Source organism: Thermosynechococcus sp. HY596 (assembly GCF_030518715.1).
In the GTDB taxonomy this organism is placed as follows: domain Bacteria; phylum Cyanobacteriota; class Cyanobacteriia; order Thermosynechococcales; family Thermosynechococcaceae; genus Thermosynechococcus.
This window is the reverse complement of the sequence record NZ_CP130346.1, coordinates 2,251,500-2,271,170: the sequence shown is the minus strand read 5'-3', so window position 1 is coordinate 2,271,170 and position 19,671 is coordinate 2,251,500. Positions and strand designations below refer to the sequence as shown.

18 protein-coding genes and 1 other RNA gene are annotated in these 19,671 nt (G+C 55.4%); 6 read left to right on the top strand and 13 right to left on the bottom strand.

Translation table 11 applies throughout. The annotated features are described in order from the left end of the window. Positions 1 to 10: 10 nt before the first annotated feature. From QYC28_RS11185 to QYC28_RS11165, 5 genes are all read right to left on the bottom strand, one after another. On the bottom strand, positions 11 to 631 hold the full coding sequence (locus QYC28_RS11185) for a hypothetical protein (RefSeq protein WP_302679496.1): 621 nt from the start codon (positions 629 to 631) through the stop codon (positions 11 to 13). A gap of 19 nt (positions 632 to 650) precedes the next feature. Then, entirely contained in the window at positions 651 to 1,700 is a 1,050-nt protein-coding gene (locus QYC28_RS11180) for a SpoIID/LytB domain-containing protein (RefSeq protein WP_302679495.1), read from the bottom strand. A gap of 74 nt (positions 1,701 to 1,774) precedes the next feature. Further along, positions 1,775 to 2,764 carry a glycosyltransferase family 4 protein gene (locus QYC28_RS11175; RefSeq protein ID WP_302680069.1) on the bottom strand — a complete coding sequence of 330 codons (990 nt, stop codon included), beginning with the start codon at positions 2,762 to 2,764 and terminating at the stop codon, positions 1,775 to 1,777. 91 nt (positions 2,765 to 2,855) lie between these two features. Further along, complete coding sequence (locus QYC28_RS11170) at positions 2,856 to 3,803, bottom strand: F0F1 ATP synthase subunit gamma (protein WP_149820854.1); 948 nt, start codon at positions 3,801 to 3,803, stop codon at positions 2,856 to 2,858. A 62-nt stretch (positions 3,804 to 3,865) separates the two neighbouring features. Further along, positions 3,866 to 4,831 (bottom strand): hypothetical protein, encoded by a 966-nt coding sequence (locus tag QYC28_RS11165; protein WP_149820852.1) that lies wholly within the window; start codon positions 4,829 to 4,831, stop codon positions 3,866 to 3,868. A gap of 104 nt (positions 4,832 to 4,935) precedes the next feature. Here QYC28_RS11165 and QYC28_RS11160 point away from each other — a divergent pair, with 104 nt between their 5' ends. Further along, the gene (locus QYC28_RS11160; RefSeq protein ID WP_149820850.1) at positions 4,936 to 6,186 is read left to right on the top strand and encodes an APC family permease; all 1,251 of its coding nucleotides are present in this window, start codon (positions 4,936 to 4,938) and stop codon (positions 6,184 to 6,186) included. On the opposite strand, the gene QYC28_RS11155 is transcribed toward QYC28_RS11160, so the two are convergent. Next, positions 6,156 to 6,740 carry a GerMN domain-containing protein gene (locus QYC28_RS11155; RefSeq protein WP_190278078.1) on the bottom strand — a complete coding sequence of 195 codons (585 nt, stop codon included), beginning with the start codon at positions 6,738 to 6,740 and terminating at the stop codon, positions 6,156 to 6,158. The two genes, QYC28_RS11160 and QYC28_RS11155, sit on opposite strands and share 31 nt — an antisense overlap. Before the next feature lie 143 nt (positions 6,741 to 6,883). On the opposite strand from QYC28_RS11155, the gene QYC28_RS11150 reads away from it, so the two are divergent. Further along, on the top strand, positions 6,884 to 7,129 hold the full coding sequence (locus QYC28_RS11150) for a DUF6439 family protein (protein ID WP_149820848.1): 246 nt from the start codon (positions 6,884 to 6,886) through the stop codon (positions 7,127 to 7,129). Here the strand turns inward: QYC28_RS11150 and QYC28_RS11145 are convergent. Further along, on the bottom strand, positions 7,126 to 7,617 hold the full coding sequence (locus QYC28_RS11145; RefSeq protein ID WP_302679494.1) for a metal-binding protein: 492 nt from the start codon (positions 7,615 to 7,617) through the stop codon (positions 7,126 to 7,128). The genes QYC28_RS11150 and QYC28_RS11145 overlap by 4 nt on opposite strands. A gap of 270 nt (positions 7,618 to 7,887) precedes the next feature. Here QYC28_RS11145 and QYC28_RS11140 point away from each other — a divergent pair, with 270 nt between their 5' ends. After that, positions 7,888 to 9,696 (top strand): N-acetylmuramoyl-L-alanine amidase, encoded by a 1,809-nt coding sequence (locus QYC28_RS11140; RefSeq protein ID WP_302679493.1) that lies wholly within the window; start codon positions 7,888 to 7,890, stop codon positions 9,694 to 9,696. Here QYC28_RS11140 and ssrA read toward each other — a convergent pair. The 3 genes from ssrA to QYC28_RS11125 all read right to left on the bottom strand — a co-directional run bounded on the left by ssrA (position 9,694) and on the right by QYC28_RS11125 (position 12,684). After that, positions 9,694 to 10,079: a transfer-messenger RNA gene (ssrA, locus tag QYC28_RS11135) on the bottom strand. The two genes, QYC28_RS11140 and ssrA, sit on opposite strands and share 3 nt — an antisense overlap. A gap of 54 nt (positions 10,080 to 10,133) precedes the next feature. Then, the gene (locus QYC28_RS11130; RefSeq protein WP_302679492.1) at positions 10,134 to 11,834 is read right to left on the bottom strand and encodes an ATP-binding protein; all 1,701 of its coding nucleotides are present in this window, start codon (positions 11,832 to 11,834) and stop codon (positions 10,134 to 10,136) included. A gap of 85 nt (positions 11,835 to 11,919) precedes the next feature. Beyond that, positions 11,920 to 12,684, bottom strand: coding sequence for a TPM domain-containing protein (locus QYC28_RS11125; RefSeq protein ID WP_399363249.1), 765 nt, complete (start codon positions 12,682 to 12,684; stop codon positions 11,920 to 11,922). 241 nt (positions 12,685 to 12,925) lie between these two features. Between QYC28_RS11125 and QYC28_RS11120 the strand changes: the two genes are divergently transcribed. After that, a complete protein-coding gene (locus QYC28_RS11120) occupies positions 12,926 to 13,138 on the top strand; it encodes a DUF2949 domain-containing protein (RefSeq protein WP_149820841.1) in 213 nt (70 codons plus the stop codon). Positions 13,139 to 13,146: 8 nt separating this feature from the next. On the opposite strand, the gene QYC28_RS11115 is transcribed toward QYC28_RS11120, so the two are convergent. The 3 genes from QYC28_RS11115 to mrdA all read right to left on the bottom strand — a co-directional run bounded on the left by QYC28_RS11115 (position 13,147) and on the right by mrdA (position 18,081). Next, on the bottom strand, positions 13,147 to 15,255 hold the full coding sequence (locus tag QYC28_RS11115; protein ID WP_149820839.1) for a M3 family metallopeptidase: 2,109 nt from the start codon (positions 15,253 to 15,255) through the stop codon (positions 13,147 to 13,149). Positions 15,256 to 15,265: 10 nt separating this feature from the next. Further along, entirely contained in the window at positions 15,266 to 16,225 is a 960-nt protein-coding gene (locus QYC28_RS13300; RefSeq protein ID WP_302679491.1) for a M23 family metallopeptidase, read from the bottom strand. Positions 16,226 to 16,302: 77 nt separating this feature from the next. Continuing rightward, the gene (mrdA, locus tag QYC28_RS11105; RefSeq protein ID WP_149820837.1) at positions 16,303 to 18,081 is read right to left on the bottom strand and encodes a penicillin-binding protein 2; all 1,779 of its coding nucleotides are present in this window, start codon (positions 18,079 to 18,081) and stop codon (positions 16,303 to 16,305) included. 119 nt (positions 18,082 to 18,200) lie between these two features. Between mrdA and QYC28_RS11100 the strand changes: the two genes are divergently transcribed. Continuing rightward, on the top strand, positions 18,201 to 18,860 hold the full coding sequence (locus QYC28_RS11100) for a hypothetical protein (protein WP_302679490.1): 660 nt from the start codon (positions 18,201 to 18,203) through the stop codon (positions 18,858 to 18,860). 15 nt (positions 18,861 to 18,875) lie between these two features. Next, the gene (gene hisF / locus QYC28_RS11095) at positions 18,876 to 19,670 is read left to right on the top strand and encodes an imidazole glycerol phosphate synthase subunit HisF (protein WP_149820833.1); all 795 of its coding nucleotides are present in this window, start codon (positions 18,876 to 18,878) and stop codon (positions 19,668 to 19,670) included. Position 19,671: the final 1 nt, after the last annotated feature.

Here is a 19,671-nt window from a genome sequence, read left to right as displayed (position 1 = left end):
AACCTGAAACTTAGCAATCCCGACGGTATAAGCGCAGATATTTGAGGATAATCTCCCGCGCTGTGGGGCGGAAATCTCGCTTTAGTTGACGATTTTCATCCACGCGATTCACCGCTTGCCAGACTTGACACCAACTGACATCAAAGAGGGTTTGTGCTTCCACAAGGCCGCGTACCATCGCGATCGCATAGCTTTCGGGGTCACGTTCCTGTGCCATATTGAGAAAAGACATCCCCCGCTGTGGTTGAAAGTAGTTGTCCATTGCTGTGAGATACCCTAGGGCCATTAACTCATCGGCGGTAAGGCTTTCCAGCAGGATATTTTCAGGGGTCGTACCCTGTCTTAGGGCAAGATAGGCGCGGTAGGCTTGACCATTGGCTTTGCCGTTGAAATCCCAGCCGAGGGCATTGATCAGGGCAGCTTTGTGATCTGTGGGAACCTGCGGCGAAAAGAGCCACTCCGACATTTTCAGATCAAGGCGGCCACTGCGCTTGGCTCGCATCACCATGGGGACATCGGTATAGGCTTCGTAGAAGGGGGTGGAGGTCAAGGGCGAATCTGCTCGCCCACTGTACTGAAGGCAGACCACCGTTGTCAGGGCAAGAGCAGTCGCTAAAAGAGGCGATTTCATGGACTTGGCCTCCAAAGAGTTATTGGGTTTGCAGTTGCGATAGACCCGCCCCCGGATAGTAGGTGCCTAAAATTTGCAGGTAGTTGTAGCCGCGCTTGCCCAGTTCATAGGCACCCGTCTGACTCATGCCACGCCCGCCAAAGACATCGCGCACAATGTCGTCGGTTGCTGCATACATCGAAACCATCACTCGTCCACTTTTGGTGAGGACAATGCCCCGCGTGGCTTGGACTGCCGCTTGAGTGGTGTTCCACTCGGTTTCAATCCCACGATACACCTGCCAACGCTCGTCGTTCCCCAGATCAAAAAAGCGGCTAGCGGGTTGAAACATTTGGGCAAGGGCATAGGAACGGGCGGCGATCGCCTGGGCTTTGAGGGTTTCCATTGGCCAGTCGGGATAGACCTCTGAACCCACGACACTGACGAGGTATTGTTCCAAGTCCACTTGATTGACGGCTGTAACCGTGTTTCCTTGGGCAATAAGGCGCACCACACCGCGATACCATTTACCGCCAACAAATGTGAGTTGATTGCTGGGGCGAATCCAGAGGGAGGGGGCAAGGGGTTGGCCATTCCAGAGCAAAAAGCCATCGCGGGCTGTGACCACGACCCCTTGGGAAGGGGTAAGCTGCGTCATCACTTGCTGTTGATCATTGGTGACAGCGGTAGCTACGGCGGTGCCAACGGTCAGTTGACTTTGATCACGGGCGATCGCCACCCGCACTTGAGGGGCAGGGCCTTGGCTCGGAGGCACGGGTTGCAGAGCAGGAGGGGGCACTGTGGGCAAGATTGCCTTGGCGTGGGTAGAGGCAGCCGCTGGTGGTTGGGGGGCTTGATTGGGGACAGTTGCTAATAGGGGATCGCGGCCATCCAAAATCGGCCGGGGCAGAGGTCGTTCAAGTTGAACTGGGTCAGGTAAAGGCATTGGTTCTGAGAGAGCCATCGGTGTTGGGGACAGGCTCCGCAAAAACCAGAACCCTAGACCCGCACTAGCGATCGCAGCCATCGTAAAGGAAATGAGCAAGGGTGAGTGTCCTCGCTTTGTCCCTTGGAACAGAACCCAGCCCATCCAAGTGTCATCTCCACTAGCACCTTGCCTATTGTATAGGGGAGCACGGAATTTGCCATGCAACATTTGCTGGTTTAGGGCAGAGAGGAAACTGCTACCCGTTGTAGCCATTGCTCCACCCTATCCCCATAAACAGCTAAGCTATACTCCTGTTCCGCCTGCTGCCGACAGGCCGCCCGATCAATTTGATCAATCTTGCCAATGGCAGCAATTAAGGCCTCGACAGAATCCGGGGTAATGAGAAACCCGGTTTGACCATCACGGACAATTTCCCTCGGCCCACCGCGATCGTAGGCAATGACGGGAACGCCACAGGCAAGGCTTTCGATGACCACATTGCCAAAGGCTTCAACCCAGCGGGAGGTGAGTAGGAGAGCACGACACCGCCGCAAGCGTGCCTGCATTTCCCGAGTGGAGAAAAATCCCAAATATTCAATGGGGGCATTGGGGTAGTTGGCTTGAATGCGCTGCCAATAGTCTATATCTTGCAGTTGCCCCATGATTTTCAAAGGGGTGCGGGTGACATTGACGGCGGCGACAGCATCTTCGAGTCCCTTTTCGGGAGCAATGCGTCCCAGCCAGCACAGGGAATCCTCTGGCTCTGCACAAAAGTCATAGAGGGAAAGATCCAGACCACTGCCCAAACACACACAGCGATCGCCAAAGGGGAAGGTGGCCGCTTGGGTACGGGTATAGACACTAATGGTTCCCGGATAGTCATCAATGACACGGGCGATCGCCTGATCCATCACGTCTGAAACCGAGGCCATGCTCACCAAATGCCCCACCGGCCGACTCAAAAAGGGAGTGAGGTAAAAGGGCAGCCAGTCGTAGGCAAAGTTGACAATGACATCAAATTGGTGCTGGAGCTGCCGCACCCGTGCCCACATATTGGCTAACACACTATTGGCCGGCAGGGTAATGGGTTGCTCGCGGCTTTGATGCTGCGCTGGCACTTGAAGGGCACCCGCTACTGGTTCAATGGTCGCCGCCACCGGCAAGTGGGAACCCTCGGAGGCCAGGATGTGAATGGTATGCTGGCGATCGCCCAAGGCCTGAGCCATATTGAGGATCGTCAATTCAACACCGCCCCCTTTTCCTGTGCCTAGAGGGCCAACCGAAGTGGAAACAAAAAGCAGCTTCAGAGGTCAACTCCTAGCGCAGAGCCTCAGCACCCGCCACCACTTCGAGAATCTCTTGGGTAATGGCGGCTTGACGCGCTTTGTTGTAGGAGAGGGTGAGGGTCCCAATCAGCGCTTGAGCATTATCGCTCGCGTTATTCATTGCTGTCATCCGCGCTGCCAATTCCGAGGCGGCGGCCTCTTGCAGTGCCCGTAGCAACTGGTTATTCAAGTACAGGGGCAGCAGGGCATCGAGAATTTGCACCGGATCCTGCTCAAAAATCATATCGGAGGGCAAAGCGGGTAAGGTTGAGGTGACTTTCTCACGGTTGACTTCCAGATGCGAACCCCGCGTCGTCAGCCGAAAAATTTCATCATCGGGCGCTTCTAGCCCTTGGGGATCGAGGGGGAGCAGGGTTTGGACAACGGGCTTTGAACTAATGAGGGAGACAAACTTGGTGTAGATGAGCTCCACCCGATCCACCGTTTCCGAAAGAAAGAGGGAAAGCAGTTCACTGGCAATTTGACCCGCTTCACTGGCGGAGGGGATTTGCTCTAGGCCAGAGTACACGGCATCAATGGGATAATTACGGCGCTGGAAGTATTGGGCTGCCTTGCGACCGACAATGACAAGAATATACTTGACGCCCTCGGCTTCCAGTTCTTGGGTACGCTCCTTGGCACGGCGAATGACGTTGGTATTGTAACCGCCGCACAGACCGCGATCGCCCGTCACCACCAGCAGCGCCACCGTCTTCACAGGACGCTTGGCCAATAGCGGTAAATTAGCATCCTCAAAGCGCAGTCGGGTTTGCAAGCCATAGAGCACCTGAGCTAAGCGATCGGCAAAGGGACGGCTCGCCATGACCTGCTCTTGGGCACGGCGAACTTTTGCTGCCGCCACGAGGCGCATAGCTTCAGTGATCTTGCGGGTATCTTTAATCGTTTTGATGCGATCGCGAATAGCTTTGAGATTGGGCACGGTAATCTAAACTCCTAAGCAAAGCGTCCCTGCCCTAAGATTTTAGCCCAGAGGGGGATCGCCTAAGCAGTCTTTTCACTTGACCCACCCCTACCAACCAGCGTTGTGATCACAGGAACTGCCAAAGCGGCGACAGGGGGAATGATGCGGCCAATGGGCTGCGGCAGATTTAAGCTGACGCTCAAAGCAGAAACTACCGTTGCCGCAATGCCACTGATCCAAAGCACGGTGTCACGCCGCCGTTGTTGTCGCTTTAGTTGGCGATTTTCTTGGGCAGCAAGGGTGAGTTCAGTGGGGACAACGGTTGCGGATTGGTTGCGCAGCACCTCTAAATCGTGCTGCAGACCGAGCAGTTCATTTTGCGCTTGGGCAAGTTCCTCTTGCAGGCGATCGCGCTCCCTTTCCACTTGGGTGAGTTGCCGCGTTATCTCCGCCAGTTGTTGGGCAAGGCCGGCGTCTGGGGGATTACCGAGAAGGGCGGTATCCTCCAAAGGAGCGGGTGGTGAAGCAGCCAATACCGCCTGAAGTTGTTGTTCGAGAGCTGTTTTTTCTGTTTGCAGTGAGGCAAGTTGATCTTGAAGTTCTTGAATTTGTGAGACTTGGGATTGCAGGGTTGCCACTTGACTTTGCAGTTCCTGAATCTGGGAGGCTTGCAGTTGCAGTGTCACCAGTTGCTGCTGAAGTTCATCTTGCTGAATGAGAGCCTGGGCCAGTTCCTGTTCAAGATTTTGCCGCAGGCCGCTCAAGGTGGCATTTTCTTCCTGGAGGCGAGCAAGGTCTTGGCTCAGTTGATCTCGCTGCTGTTGAACGTTGTGCAGTTCTGCGGTGAGCTGGCTAATTTGCTCCTGTAGGGCTTGGTTTTGGGCGATCGCCCGCTGTTCTGCGGTAAGGGTGAGTGACTCCAATTCAGCCGTCAGGGAGTTGAGATCAATATCCTGTGCGGGAGGCTCGTCCAACTCACCCAAATCAGTAATGATGTTTTCTAGGAGATCGTCGGGTTGGTTGCTAGGGGGTTCTGGACTGGCCATGATCCTGATACCTGCGCGCGTGCTAAGAATTGCTCCAATTATAGCGATCGCCGTCCCTATCCTCTAGGCTAGAAGGCGTTCGTTCCTAGACCGACTCGACTAAAATGCTCAAACGCGAATTGGGGCTGTGGGGTGCCACTTTAACAGGTCTAGGTTCCATGATCGGTACGGGTCTGTTTGTCAGTTTAGGCATTGCCACCGACCTCGCTGGCCCTTGGGTGTTGATAGCCCTGATCCTAGCAGCCGCGATCGCGCTGTGTAATGGCCTCAGTAGTGCCCAATTGGCTGCCTCCCATCCTGTGAGTGGGGGCACCTACGAGTATGGGTATCGCTATCTTTCTCCCCCTTTCGGCTTTACAGCGGGGTGGATGTTTTTACTGGCCAAATCGGCTTCTGCAGCCACTGCTGCCCTTGGCTCTATGGCCTATCTCTTCCAATGGCTCGGCCTAGAGGACAATAGCGGGCGCTGGCAAATCATGGCTGCTCTGGGGCTACTGGCGGTCTTGACCTGTGTGGTGCTTTTGGGCATCCGGCGATCGGTGCAAGTGAATCTGGGGATTCTCCTAGTCACGTTCACCAGTTTGTTGCTCTTTGTCGGCATTGGCCACGTCCAACAACAGGGAGGGCTACTTTGGTCGGCAGCATCGCAACCACTCTCGCTCAAGAATCTTCTCCAAGCAACGGCACTGCTCTTTGTCGCCTATGCCGGCTATGCCCGTATTGCTGTGCTGGCAGAGGAGGTCAAGACTCCTCGGCGAACCATTCCACGAGCCATTGCCCTAGCCATTGGTATTGTTGTCCTGCTCTACTTCAGTGTTGCCTTGATTGTTCTGGGGAGTCATGGCTCTGGGAAGTTGACCACGGCCGCCTCTTTAGAGATTGTCGCCAGTGAATTGGGTGTCTCTTGGCTGCCGCCTCTGATTACGCTGGGGGCGATCGCGGCCATGGTGGGGATTTTGCTCAATCTGTTGCTCGGCCTCTCCCGTGTGGTGTTGGCAATGGCGCGACGGCGAGATTTACCGGCAATTTTGGCTCAGATTCCAGCCCAAGGAAAACAACCTGTTGCTGCCATTCTTGCGGTGAGTGGGGGGATTGCCCTCTTGATCCTGATTGGCAATGTAAAAACTACGTGGTCTTTTAGTGCCTTTAGCGTGCTGATTTACTACGCCATTACCAACCTTGCCACACTGCAACTGAAGGAGCCACAATTTCCCCGCTGGCTTGCGGTTGCAGGTTTAATCGGCTGTCTAGGGCTGGCTTTTTGGGTCGAAGTCCAAGTGTGGCTGTCGGGGTGTGGTCTCATTCTTCTTGGACTTGCTTGGCACTACTGGGTGCGGAGGGCAAAGGCCGTTTGAAAGTCTTGCCGGGTCATCGGTTGCGTCACCTCTAGCCCCTCACCCCCTAGGACGCGCAGGGGTTCACCCCCAATGGAAATCCAAACTGGCGCATTGGGATTACTCACTGTTGCTGTGTACAGTACCTGTCCTAGGCGTGCTTGCATCGAAGCACTTCCCCCCCCTTTGGTAAACTCTGGGGAGAGATCCACATGGATGCCATCGGCCTTGACTTCTACCCGATTGACACGGGTATTTTCCGGAATGCTGGTAGTGACATCTTGATTGGCAGGACCCGCCAAAAGCCGCTCGAGACGAGATTGAATAAAGAGTTCTGGCCGCGTTGCCGGGGTATTGATCCGTACCGTAGAGGGCACTAAAACGAGGCTATCCCCTTCATTCTTGACCCAAAAGATTTGAGTTTCCTGCTGCTGGGCAACTTCCGCCGGATTAGGAACCGGATCTCCCTGCCGGGGGGGACTCAAGGTTAGCCATGCCGCTGTGCCAGCCGAGGCAAGGCCAATAACCGCCAGCACAATCAAGGCGGGGCGGGAGCGGGTGACTTTTGCTACCATCACGATCTCTCCTTGGCGGGATGCACCTGCCTTTACCTTAGACGCTATGATTCAAGGGTAAAGTTCCAGTGCCTGTGGCCTTAGGGGCAGTTGCTCACTGCTTAAACTAGAGGATAGTTCTCCCTTTAGATCAAGTTTAAGTCATGGTGCAAACGACTCCCCGTGCAGAAGAACTAGCCACTGCCCTCCTTGATGCGGTTAGGATTGCTCCCCAAGATTGGCATCGCCTCAAGGGGAATCGCCGTGCCCGCGCCCTCGAACAGGCGGCTGCCGCTCTGGTCTATCTCCTCAAGGAAAATGATGCTGAGGCACTGGCGCATCTCCAACAGGCAGTGGGTTGGCTCGATCGCTCCATTAGTGCGCCGCCTTGCCCTACGCACCACCATTAGCGGTGCCAGCGTCGCCACCGAGAAACCACCAGATCGCTGGTGACATGAAGCAGTGCCGATAGCTCTAGGCCAAGGGCGATCGCAACTCCCCAGCGCCAGTCAATTCCCGGCCAACGATGTAGCCATTCCTGCACAAGGGAAAGGTGGCCTGTGAATGCGGCGACCCCGGCCACAAGACCCAGTCCTAACCCCAACCAAAAGCTGAGATAGAGCAACCGAATCACCGTGCCCACCACTGGGCCATGGGTCCAAAAGGAGCGATGGTGAAAGGCTTTTTGGTAGGGTAGCCATATTGCCCGCAGCCAGCCCCAACGGTAGTAGGGTAGAGAGGGGGTATCGAGGTCTGGACTGAGGAGAAAGCCGCCAATACCAAAGCTACTGCTGGCAATTGCCCCCCAGATCCAATCACGGGTGAGGGCACTGGCGGTGAAGCCCACAAGGGGCATGCCGATCCAAGTCAGGCGATCGTGGGTAGGGCCACTGGGCATTGAGGATTCCGCAGATATTTCCTAGGGCAAAGCTACGGCAAAACGGGCTAGATCATGCAATCGGAGAACTCATTGGCACCCGTGTGCGTCTAAGTGGACTTGAACCAAGCTGAAATTTGAATCTGATGAAGGGCGATCGCGCAAAACTAAATCGCAGGGTGTGCCAGTTCACATACCTGTCCCCGATCAAGTATGCTGAGCACGTTTGAGCGAGCGGCTTGGCTAGCCAACTTGGCAGTGTATTGTGCATCGCTGGTGGAGGAAGCGTGAATGGATCAACCGTGGCGTTCTTGGCAATTTCGAGCTGTAGTGAGTTTGCTATGGGCACCTGCCGCTGCACTGGTCATGGCTCAGCCTGCTTCAGCCAGCCGCCTACAATTGTGGCGACTCAACCCCGCCACCAATCAACTAGAAATTCGCACCGAACGCGCTGTTCAGCCCCGTGCTGAGTTGGTCTATAACCCGACCCGCCTTGTCATTGACTTGCCGGGTGTCGTTCTCGGTAGCCCCCAGATCAGTCAAAACTACAGTGGTGCCATTCGCCAAGTGCGGGTTGCTCAGTTTGACCCCCAAACGACGCGGATTGTGGTGGAATATGCGGCTGGTTTTACAATTGAGCCGCAGCAGGTGCGCTTTCGGGGAGTCACGGCTAATAACTGGTTGGTGCAACTGCCTACCCCCCAGCAGCAAACAGTTTCGCTACCGCCGCCACCCCCACCGTCTCCTCCTTCTGCTCCTCCCGTAACGCCCACAGGGCCGCTGCAAGTGCGAAGTTGGCGGGCAGATGCCACAGGTTTTCTAGTGCTAGCCGATCGCCCCCTGCCCGAAGGAAGCTACACTATTCGCCGCCCTCGGCGCGATCGCATTGAAATTCTCCTCAGCAATAGTGAATTGATTCGCAACTTTAGTCCGCGGCGCTTGGAACTGCGCCGCTTTGGTCGGGATCGTGTCCGGGCAGAGGTACGGACTCAGAGCAATCGCCAAGTCCAAATTACCCTCGACATTGACCCTCAAGATGCCGATTGGCAAGTGACGCCCCGTCATGATGGCTTTGTGATTGTGCCCTCCACTACTGCCATCACACCACCGCCAGCCCCCCCAACACCGCCGCCGCGCCCCAGTGTGATTCCTGCGGCCAGTGCTCAAACTCCTGTCACAACGATTCAGCGCGTTGACTTGGGGGGACGAGAGTTGCTGATTCAAGGCGATCGCACCGTTTTCTATAACGTGGGCTGGGAAGGCAATCGCTATCGCATTCGCCTACGGCAAGCACAGTTGGACAGTAATCTGCGCGAACCCCGCCTAGTTACCGGTAGTCCCTTAAGCAACATTGAATTTCGTCAAGAGGATAACCAAACCGTCTCGATTCTGCTCACCCCAGCGCCCAACTTTCGCATCCTTGGCCCTCGTCCCCTGTCAGCTGAAGCGTTTGTGGTGCAAATTCAGGGAGCAAATGACCCTCCGAGCAGTACGCCCACCCCAATTGATATTCCCCCCACAGCAACCCCTCAGCCCCCCAATCAGCCCGTCCCCCGCGGCCGGTTTGTGGTGGTCATTGATCCCGGACATGGCGGACGCGATCCCGGTGCCATTGGCATTGGCGGTATTCGTGAAAAGGATATTGTTCTCGATATCAGCCTGCAAGTTTCCCAATTTTTGCAGCAGCAAGGTGTGCAGGTGATTATGACCCGCACCACAGACATTGACTTAGACTTGGCTCCTCGGGTCGCCATTGCGGAACGGGCACGGGCAAATGCCTTTGTGAGTATTCACGCCAATGCTATTAGTCTGGCTCGCCCCGATGTCAATGGTTTAGAAACCTACTATGCCCCCGGACGCTCAAGTCGTTTGGCATCTGCCATTCACAATAGTATTCTCAATTCCTTGAACATTCGCGATCGCGGGGTGAGGGCGGCACGATTCTATGTGATTCGCAATACGTCAATGGATTCTGCCCTTGTCGAGACAGGATTTGTCACGGGCGCAGAGGATGCCGCAAACTTTCAAAATCCTGCATGGCGGACGCAGATGGCACGGGCGATCGCCCAAGGCATTTTGAACTTTTTGCATGGAAGATGATGGAGCTGACGGGAGTCGAACCCGTGTCCGCCCTAGCTATTCATCGACTGCTCCTTCACAGGTTTAGCCTTTCTCACCCTCAGGCGGGAACTGTTCTTTATCCCGAACAGTAGGATGCTCTGGTAGAGTCTTTGCTAAACAGCCCACCAGAGAGAACTGCCTAGCGCATCCGTTGGGGTTAACCCGCTGCCCTTAACGGAGTCGGACAACGAGTGCTCGAACCTGTATAGAGGTCTTAGGCTACCGCAGCAGCTTTACGAGCGAAAGGAACGATGTTGTTCGCAGTTACTTTTAGTTTGGACTCTGGATTAACGAGAGATAGCCCACTCTCGACCTGCATCACAGCCCAACTTTCACTAGGACGTCGAAGCCGTTTCAGCCCCTTGTGTAGAGCTACTCCTAAGCTAGCGCATTTTTTTGGAGTTGACAACGGCTAATTATTCGAGCGATCGCCGGTCAATGGTTCGCGGTTTAGGACGGGGCGCCGGGCCTGCCATCGCCACCATGCGATCCAACTGTTTGTGGTGGGCAAAATACTCTTGCCACAGGGCAGAGGCATCCAGCGTGTCACCCCCATGAGTTGTTAAGCGTTCCCGCACCCGACAGAGGACAGGCGTATTCACACAGGCACCCGCAATAATCACTTGCCCCTTACTCAGGGCAGGCAGTTCCTTGAGCAGATCTCGGCCAGCGGCCTCCACCCCATGTTTAAGGCTCTCTTGATCGACAGGGTTGACAATCCGCAGCATAAACTGGCTCATACACTGGGAGAGCACATCGCTATCCAGTTTGCCGGGACGCTGAGTAATCAGTCCCACCCCAAGGCCAAATTTACGGCCCTCACTGAGAATCGTGCGCAGCACCCGCTTACATTGGGAAGGTTCATGGGCGGGGGCAAAGCGGTGCGCCTCCTCAATTAAGATGAACACCGGGTAGGGGAGGTACTGCTCATCCCCCTCAAAGACACGGTCTTTTTGGGTATTCATGCGGGCATGGTTGGTTTGGCGCAAAATTGCCGTGGCAATCACCTGCTGCTCTTCAAGGGGAATCTCATTCATTTGCAGGATGGTGACTTGGCCGGGGGCAAACAACTCGCAGGGGGGCAAATGCTTGTAGGCATGGAAATAGTCAGAGCGCTGCATTTTTTCTAGCTTCCAAGCCAAGGCATCAGCCGAGGAACCCTGCTTGACATTGCCCTCTTCATCCTCAACGCGATCCACAGCATAGACCGCTGCAATCAAGTCTTCGGTACTCCAACGGCCATCTTTGAAACGACCGCGTACTTCGTCATAGGCTTTTTTGAGAATGGCCTGCTGGCGATCGCTCATCGGGGGGAGCAGCGTCAGAATATCGTAAAACTCTAGGGAAGAAACACGAATTTTGACCTCTTGGGGCGTAATAATTCTCACTTGGGGTTGATAGCCATCCGCCCCTTGAAAAGCGGGGTGTCCCCTCAGCTGCGCCAGCGTGTGGTATTCACCATGGGGGTCGAGGATCAGCACTGCGGCGCGATTTTTCGGCGACAGCAATTCCTCCACCAATACCCCTGCGGTATAGGATTTCCCGGAACCTGTGCCGGCTAGAATGGCCACATGCGTACTCACCAGTTCCTTGACATCGAGGGCAATGGGCACAGCACCCTCCTGCCGCAACAACAGTGAACCGATATGGGCAGCCCCCACCTCCTCTGGCTTTTTCTTATTGAGGACATGCCGCAACAGCGCATCGTCAGCTAAATAGACCTTGGCACCCGGCAGGGGAAGCCGCCGCAAATTATTAAAGCCAAAGACCTCATGAAATTCCCCCATCACTTCTACGGTCATTTCGTAGAGTTCCGCCGGTTCACAGGTAAAACCAATCAGGGCAGCCACCGCACCGGGATTCAGTTCGTGATCAGCAAACATCCGATCCGGTAGATGCTCAATCAGACGGCAGCCAGTAATCTTGCCCAAGACTTGGTGAACAGCAGCAGCATGGGAGTTTGAGGCCACACTTGGGGAATGGCTCAACTCATAATAGACAAATTCACCCATTCGCACAGGCTGGGCATCGGCAGTAATAAAGACGTACTCGCTACCGCTGTCTCCGGGGCCTTTGACAATGCCGACAATGTGACGCGAGGAATGATGACTATTCATAGCACGGGACGGGTTCCCCAACCAAGGGTGTAGTGTAGTTAACCCCAATCCTACGCGATTTTCTGATCAAGGGTCTGCAAGGTGCCTATTCCTCAAGCACTGGCGGCGGCCCACTGGGGGCAGGAATTAAAAAGGCAACAATGGCACCCAAGGCAAAACCAGCAACATTGCGCAGAACGGGTAGCCATTCTTGGGTGCGCACTAGAACAGGACCAAGGCCAAAGGCAAAGAAAAGCATCCCCCACAGGGGCGAAAAGAGGAGAATCCACGTCCAAGCCACTTTTTGATCCGCACGGCGGGGACGAGCCACAAAGCCCAAAATGATGCCGCCAAAGATGGAGGTGGCAAGGGTGAGAAGCCATTGCTCTTGGGGTAATCCCGGTACGGCACGGCACCCCCCTTGGGCAAGGCAGGTTTCAATGGCATGAAGCGATTGCAGGATGGCCTGATCTTCGCCGTTGTCACGGACAAAGTATTGATTGCCAAAGCGGGTTTGCAACTCAACCCAAAAGGTGCGCTGGAGGACGCGGTAGGCGGTGTCACCAACATTGAAGTTCAAAAGATTGCCGCCGCGCGTATCGGCCACCAGCAGAATACTGCGATCGTCTAAGTCCCAAAAATCCCGCACTGCTAGGCCGGGGGTGCGATCGTACTGGGTGAGGACGCGCAACTTCCAGCCCGTCTGTGCTTCAAATTCTGCCAGTTCGCTGTCAAGGCGTTCCTTTTGAACGGGTGTCAGAATCTGCGCTAAGTCAACGACATTGGTTGGCTCCGCGGGCAACAACTCTGGATTGTTGAAGCTGTGGGCAGGGGCGATCGCTCCCAACCAGCAGAAGCTCACAAGCACCATCACTAAACCAATTTGGCGAAACCAGCGCCGAACTTGTTGAAGCATCGTAATAAAAATTTACAAATAGGGCATCTTTTTTGATTATCTTAAGGGTATGCTGCGAAACATTGCAATCAGCCTCGGCGTCTTCTCAGATAATATGCAGCTTTTGTTAAACTCACCCTATCCTGAGAATCCCATTGCTATACTGCAAGTCTAAAAGTTTTGTTGTCCCTGCCTCATCAGTCACTCCTCACCTGCGATGCCCTACTCTCCTCAACTACTGCAATACCTTGAACAGGAACTGGCACTGCCGCCAGAGAGTATTGCGATGGCTTTGCGTCAGTGGCAACAGCAGCGCGGATCTTTGCCGATTATTCTTTGGCAGTATGGCTTCATTACCTTGGAGCAGTTGGATCGGATTTTTGAGTGGCTGGATCAAACGCGGGGCGATCGCCTGCCTAAGGCTCCGTAAGTGGCAAACTAAGTTTTCGACAACAATCCTCGGTGCCGTAGTAGAGGTTCAGTAATGGGTTCACGGCCGCGGAAGGCTTTGAAGATCTCCATCGGGGGTTGGCTGCCGCCAAGGGCAAGCACGGTTTCGCGATAGCGTCGTCCCATTTCAGCAATGGCTTGCTCGTTGTCTAGGCCTGCTTCCTCAAAGGCGGCAAAGGCATCGGCACTGAGAACTTCTGCCCACAGATAGCTGTAGTAACCCGCAGCATACCCCCCAGCAAAAATGTGGCCAAAACTACAGAGAAAGGCATCCTCGGGCAAGGGGGGCAAAATGGTTGTTGTCTGCGCTAGGCGATCGCGCACCTGTTGGGGGGTTTCTCCTTGCCCCGGTTGATAGCGATGGTGCAGTTCTAAATCTAACAAACTAAAGTGCAACTGCCGCAATAGGGCACTGCCTGCGCGATAGGTACGGGCAGCAACCAGTTTTTCATAGTAGTGTTCTGGCAGGGGTTCCCCCGTTTCATAGTGGCGTGCCATGCCAAAGAGCGTTGGCCGATGGTAGCACCAGTTTTCCATAAATTGACTGGGAAGTTCGACGGCATCCCACTCCACATTGTTGATGCCCGCTGCCCCCGCTTCATCCACCCGCGTCAGCATGTGGTGCAAACCATGCCCAAACTCATGGAAGAGGGTTTCCACTTCGCTAAAGGTCATCAGGCTGGGCTTGCCATCCACTGGGGGGGTTTGATTGCAGACCAAGTAGGCAACGGGTAAGCGGGTGCGCCATTCCCCCTGAATGCGATATTTGGCACGGCCAAGGCAATCGTCCATCCATGCCCCACTGCGTTTTTCGGCAGGACGGCTGTAGGGGTCAAGGTAAAAGTGGGCGATCGTCAGATGATTTTCATCGAGGATGGCAAAAAAGTGCACATCAGGATGCCAAACGGGTACTTGACCATCCGCAGGCACCACCGTCACCCCAAACAGTCGCTTCACTAGGCCAAATAAGCCCTCCAGCACTTGGGGGAGAGGAAAGTAGGGACGCAGTTCCTCATCATTGAAGTCAAAGAGCGCCTCCCGCTGCCGTTCAGCCCAATAGGGAATATCCCAGTGCTGCAGATCGGTGGCTTCGGGTGCCCCTTGGGCAGCAGCAAAGGCTTTCAGTTCTTCCAGTTCTTGCGCCGCCGCACGATAGCTGACTTGCCGCAGTTCCTCGAGGAGCTTTTCCACACTGGCCACACTATCGGCCATTTTGCTGGCAAGGCTGAGTTCAGCATAGGTGTTGAATCCCAAAAGCTGTGCCTCTTCGACCCGCAGGGCAAGGATGCGCTCAAGAATGGGACGGTTATCCCACTCACCACTGCTGGCACGGGAAATGTAGGCGCGATAGAGCTGCTCCCGCAAATCCCGCCGTTGGCTGTGCTGCATAAAGGGGCCAAAGCTGGGGAAGTCGAGGGTAATGTGCCATGGCCCTGTTTCGGGGGTGGCGGTCTCAATGCCATCTTGGCGAGCGGTTTGGGCAGCCAGCGCCAGTAGGCTGGGGGGAAGTCCAGCCACTTCATCGGGTTGGGTGAGCTTGAGGCGAAAGGCCTTGGTGGCATCCAAAAGGTTATTGGAAAACTGGGTGGATAGCTCGGCCAATTCCAGTTGAATGGCATTAAAGCGTTCCTTGGCAGCACCCGTTAGGCTGACACCACTGTGTTCGGCGTTGCGAATGGCGGCTTCGACAATGCGTTTACGCGCAGGGGAAAAGGTTTGGAACTCAGGACTGGCAGCCAGTGCCTTAAAGCCTTCATAGAGGGGGCGCGATTGACCCAAACGGGTGTAAAACTCCACTACTTGGGGTTGAACGGCTTCGTAGGCTTGACGCAATTCGGGACTATTTTTGACGCCGGTGAGATGACTGACAATGCCCCATGTCCAACCGAGGCGATCGCTCAAACGTTCGAGGGGTTCCACTAGCCCTTCCCACGTGGGCGTGAAGGATTGCTCGAGGGTCTCTAATTCTTGGGTGAGTTCCTGCAACAGTTGGCGCACGGCTGGCTCAACATGGCTCACCTCAATCTGATCAAAGGGGGGAAAACCATCGCCCCGCAAGAGGGGATTATCGGTGTGAGGGGAAGTCGCAATAACCATCGGTATCCTACTAACTGCGATTCGATTGCTGACGCGCTTGGGCGATCGCCTGCTTTAACTGTGCTAAGGCCAATTCTAACCGCGCTTCGGGGGCAACGGGAATCAACCCCTGAGCCGTCATCTCATGGATTTCAAAATGCAGGTGCGGACCTGTGGAGTTGCCAGTACTGCCGACAAGGCCAATAACATCCCCCTGCTTCACCCATTGACCGGGATTGACAAAAAGCTGTGAGAGGTGGGCATAGAGGGTTTGGTGCTGTTCTGGCAGGTGTTGCAAAATGACGGTGAGGCCATAGCCCCCCAGCCAGTTCGACTCAACCACACGACCATCAAAAACTGCCAACACGGGTGTCCCTTCAGGAGCGCCCAAATCGGTTCCCGAATGGAAGCGGCGATCGCCAAAAATGGGATGGATGCGCCAGCCAAAAGTTGAGGTAATGGGCACCGGAAACGGCAAGGGAAAGAGCATTTGGCCATTGTTGACCTTTAGCCAACGCAAGGGATTCGGTCCCGGAAAGGGCTGGCGTACATAGGCCGGCGCAGCCGTTTGGGCAGATGGCACAAAATTTCTTGGGTTTGCAGCCACCAAGGGGCGATGGGAAGCTGGAGCAGAAGGTGATGTAGCCGTGGGGGTCACTAGGGGGTGTGGAGCACCTTGGGCTTGGCAAATGTTGGGGGGAACGCCCTCGCTAACGATCGCTTGACAGCCTGTCGAGCGTTCTTGGATCACCACGGGGATAGAGCGGGCAGGCTTCAGGTTTTCAAGGGGTTCGCTGCCGGGAGGTGGATCCACGGGTTCTGTGGAGAAAACAAGAGGCTCACTGTCCACCGGTTGAACAGGATTGACAAGGATCGGTGCAGCCGCTTCTGGTTCAGCAAGAATCGTTTCAGCAACACTCTGGCGAGTCCCCAAGGCGGTTGTCAAGAGACCTATTGTCAGCCCAAGGGCAAGGACGCGCTGCTCGATCATGGTTCACCCCATCACACGCATTCCTTCAAATTCTAGGCGCAACCTTGGGGAATGACAATCTGCTTGGCCGCAAGGGGCTAGCGATCGCGAATTTTCATATAGGTCTGAATCACTTTGAGCACCATCGGACCTGCCACAGACCCACCCCCACCACCAGAGTTTTCGGCAAAGGCGACGACCACAATTTCCGGTTTGTCTGCAGGGGCATAGGCACCAAACCAAGTGTGGTTAGGGCGAGGTGGGTCTTCCCCGGTACCACTTTTGCCGGCGATCGCGACCTCAGGAACATTCAGGGCAGCCCCTGTACCACTGGTCACCACCTGCCGTAACCCTTGGCGCAGCACTTGAATGGTAGAGGGCTTTAAGTTCAATGATTGTCGCCAGCGATCGGGATGGTCTGAAGCAATTAGGTGCGGCCGCACTTTATAGCCCCCATTGGCGGGCACTGCAAACATCACTGCTGCCTGAAGTGGACTCACCTGCAAGGCCCCTTGACCAATGGCGGTAATCAAGGAATCGCCGTCGTACCACCCCTCGCCAAAGGTTTCTTGCTTCCACTGGGGGGTTGGCACAAATCCGGGAGCTTCACCGGGTAAGTCAATACCCGTTTTAGACCCCATGCCAAAGCGCCGTGCCCACTCAATGAGGGTCTCAGGACCAATACGGCGCGCCACTTGACCAAAAAAGGTGTTACTACTCCACGCCATCGCACCCGCAAAGCCAAGGGGGCCAAAGCCTGCCCGGTTCCAATCATGGAAGGCAAAGCCACCTGTGTAGAGGGCAGGATAGGTCATCAGTACCGTATCAGGGCTAAACTTCCCAGACTCCAGACCCGCCACCGTCGTTACGATTTTGAACGTACTCGCGGGAGGGAACCCTTGGAGGGCACGGTTGACAAAGGGAAATTGCCGCCGTTGTAGCTCGTCCCACTGGGCTTGGGTCATGCGGCGGGCAAACCAATTGGGGTCAAAGGCAGGATAGCTGGCAAGGGCAAGAATCGAACCATCGCGGGGATCCATGGCCACGATCGCCCCCGGCCGACTCCCTAGGGCTGCTTCCGCCGCTTTTTGCAAGTCCAAATCCACTGACAGCGTGATGTCATTTCCCGGTCGAGCCACCTTTTGGCCTAGAATGCGAATCACTTTACCTTGACCATCCACCTCCACCTGCTGACCGCCCCATGTCCCCCGTAGTACCTTTTCATAGGTGGCTTCGACGCCCATTTTGCCCATGACATCGCCAAGGCGGTAGCCCTGATCCCGGCGTGCTGCTAGTTCCTCCTCATTCAGTTCGCCGATGTAGCCAATGATGTGAGCTGCCGTTTCGCCGTGGGGATAAAAGCGCATGGCCTCGCGGTCAATTTCGACCCCCGTCAGGAAATTGCGGTGTTCTTCAAGGGCAACAATTTGCGCTTGGCTAATCCCTTGGGCAATGCGAATCAACGAAGGAGAATTCACCCCTGCTTGTTTGACCCGCGCTTCGATCTCACTGGCAGGGATATTGAGCACCCGCGAGAGAATGTTCACCGTCTGCGGCCATTCGGGCTTTTTCGCCGCAAGGGGCCAGAGAAATACCGAGTAGGAGAACTTATTTCCCGCGAGGATCCGCCCTTTGCGATCCAAAATCTTCCCCCGCTCCGGCGGTTTGGGAATTAGGCGAATGCGGTTTTCATCGGCCATCTGGCGGTTGCGATCGCCCTCAACAATTTGCAGATACCCCAAGCGGGCACCAATGCCCCCCAGCAAAAATATGGTCATGATCGAGAGCAACACCAAGACCCGACCCTGTTTGCCAACCACACGATCGTAGGCTTGGTAGGTGAGGGGACGAGGGGGACGGGTTTTTAGCATTGCCATAGGCAGGGGGAGTTGAGGAATTGATCACTGAGGCTATTCAATTGCCACTCTATCAGATGCGCTAAGACCAGAGGTCAAGAATTCCGATAACCTAGAAGAAGTCTCTGTACTGCCGCTTCATGAAGCGATCGCGCTGCCGTCCCCAAGTCCAAGCCCCCAGTCAAAATCTGGACTCGTTCCTCGATGTCCTCACCAATACCGTGGGGGTGATGATCTTTGTCTGCCTCTTTGCCAGCTTGACAGCAGCAGTGTCTCCTGCTCTTGTGCGCACGCCCATTGCCCGTGAAACCCGCAAGCAGGTGTATTTCTTTGAGTGTCGTGAAAATCGCGCCCTGCCCCTTGAGGAGGATCAAGCCAGTGAGGCCATCGATCGCCACCTGCGGCGCATTACAGAAAATCCCTTTGCAGATCCCCGCCAAATTCAGCAACAACTAGAGTCCTTTCGCCACCGTACCCGCCACTACGATGTGCGCCTGAGTCTGGTGCACAGCCAAGGGCAACCAATTTTGCAAACCCTTTTTGAACTCCGCGATCGCAGCGGTGGCGAATCCTTTAGCACGCTGGAAAAACCCGCGTCCAACTTTCGGCGTACCATTGATCGCCTCTCCCCCAGCCGCTATTCCCTTGTCTTTTTTGTGCGTCCCGATAGCTTTGATTGTTTCCGGGCAGCCCGTGCGGTGGCTTGGCGCAGTGGCTTTGATGTCGGTTGGGAACCGATGGCGGAGGGTCGCGCCATTATCTTTGTCAGTGGCGGGGGTCGCCGTGTCACTGTGCAGTAGTCCCAAGGAGGCTAAATGCTTGCCAAACGAATTTTGCCCTGTCTGGATGTGAAGGCGGGTCGCGTCGTCAAGGGCGTGAACTTTGTCAACCTGCGCGATGCCGGCGATCCGGTTGAACTGGCCCAAGCCTACAATGCAGCGGGTGCGGATGAGCTGGTGTTTCTCGATATTACGGCCACCCATGAAGAGCGGAACATTATTATTGATGTCGTCTATCGCACCGCGGATCAGGTGTTCATTCCCCTGACGGTGGGGGGCGGGATTCAGTCCCTGACGATGATCAAAGACCTATTGCGCGCCGGGGCAGATAAAGTCAGCCTGAATTCGGCGGCAGTGCGGCAACCCGATCTCGTGAATCAGGCCAGCGATCGCTTTGGTGCCCAATGTATTGTTGTCGCCATTGATGCGCGGCGCGAACCCCATTGGGATCCTAAAAACCCCCGTTGGCAAGTCTATGTGCGCGGCGGACGGGAAGCTACGGGGCTAGATGCGATTGAATGGGCGGTGGAAATGGCTAAACGGGGTGCGGGCGAACTGCTGGTGACCAGTATGGATGCCGATGGGACACAGGCGGGCTACGACCTCGAATTGACGCGGGCGATCGCTGAGCGGGTGGAGATTCCTGTGATTGCCTCTGGGGGGGCGGGTACCTGTGAGCATATTCGCGCGGCTCTTGTGGAAGGGAAAGCAGAGGCGGCACTGTTGGCTTCGCTCCTACACTATGGCCAACTGACGATCGCCCAGATCAAGGACTATCTCCATCAGCACCAAGTGCCCGTGCGCCAAGAAGAACCCCTCCCTTGCCGATAAG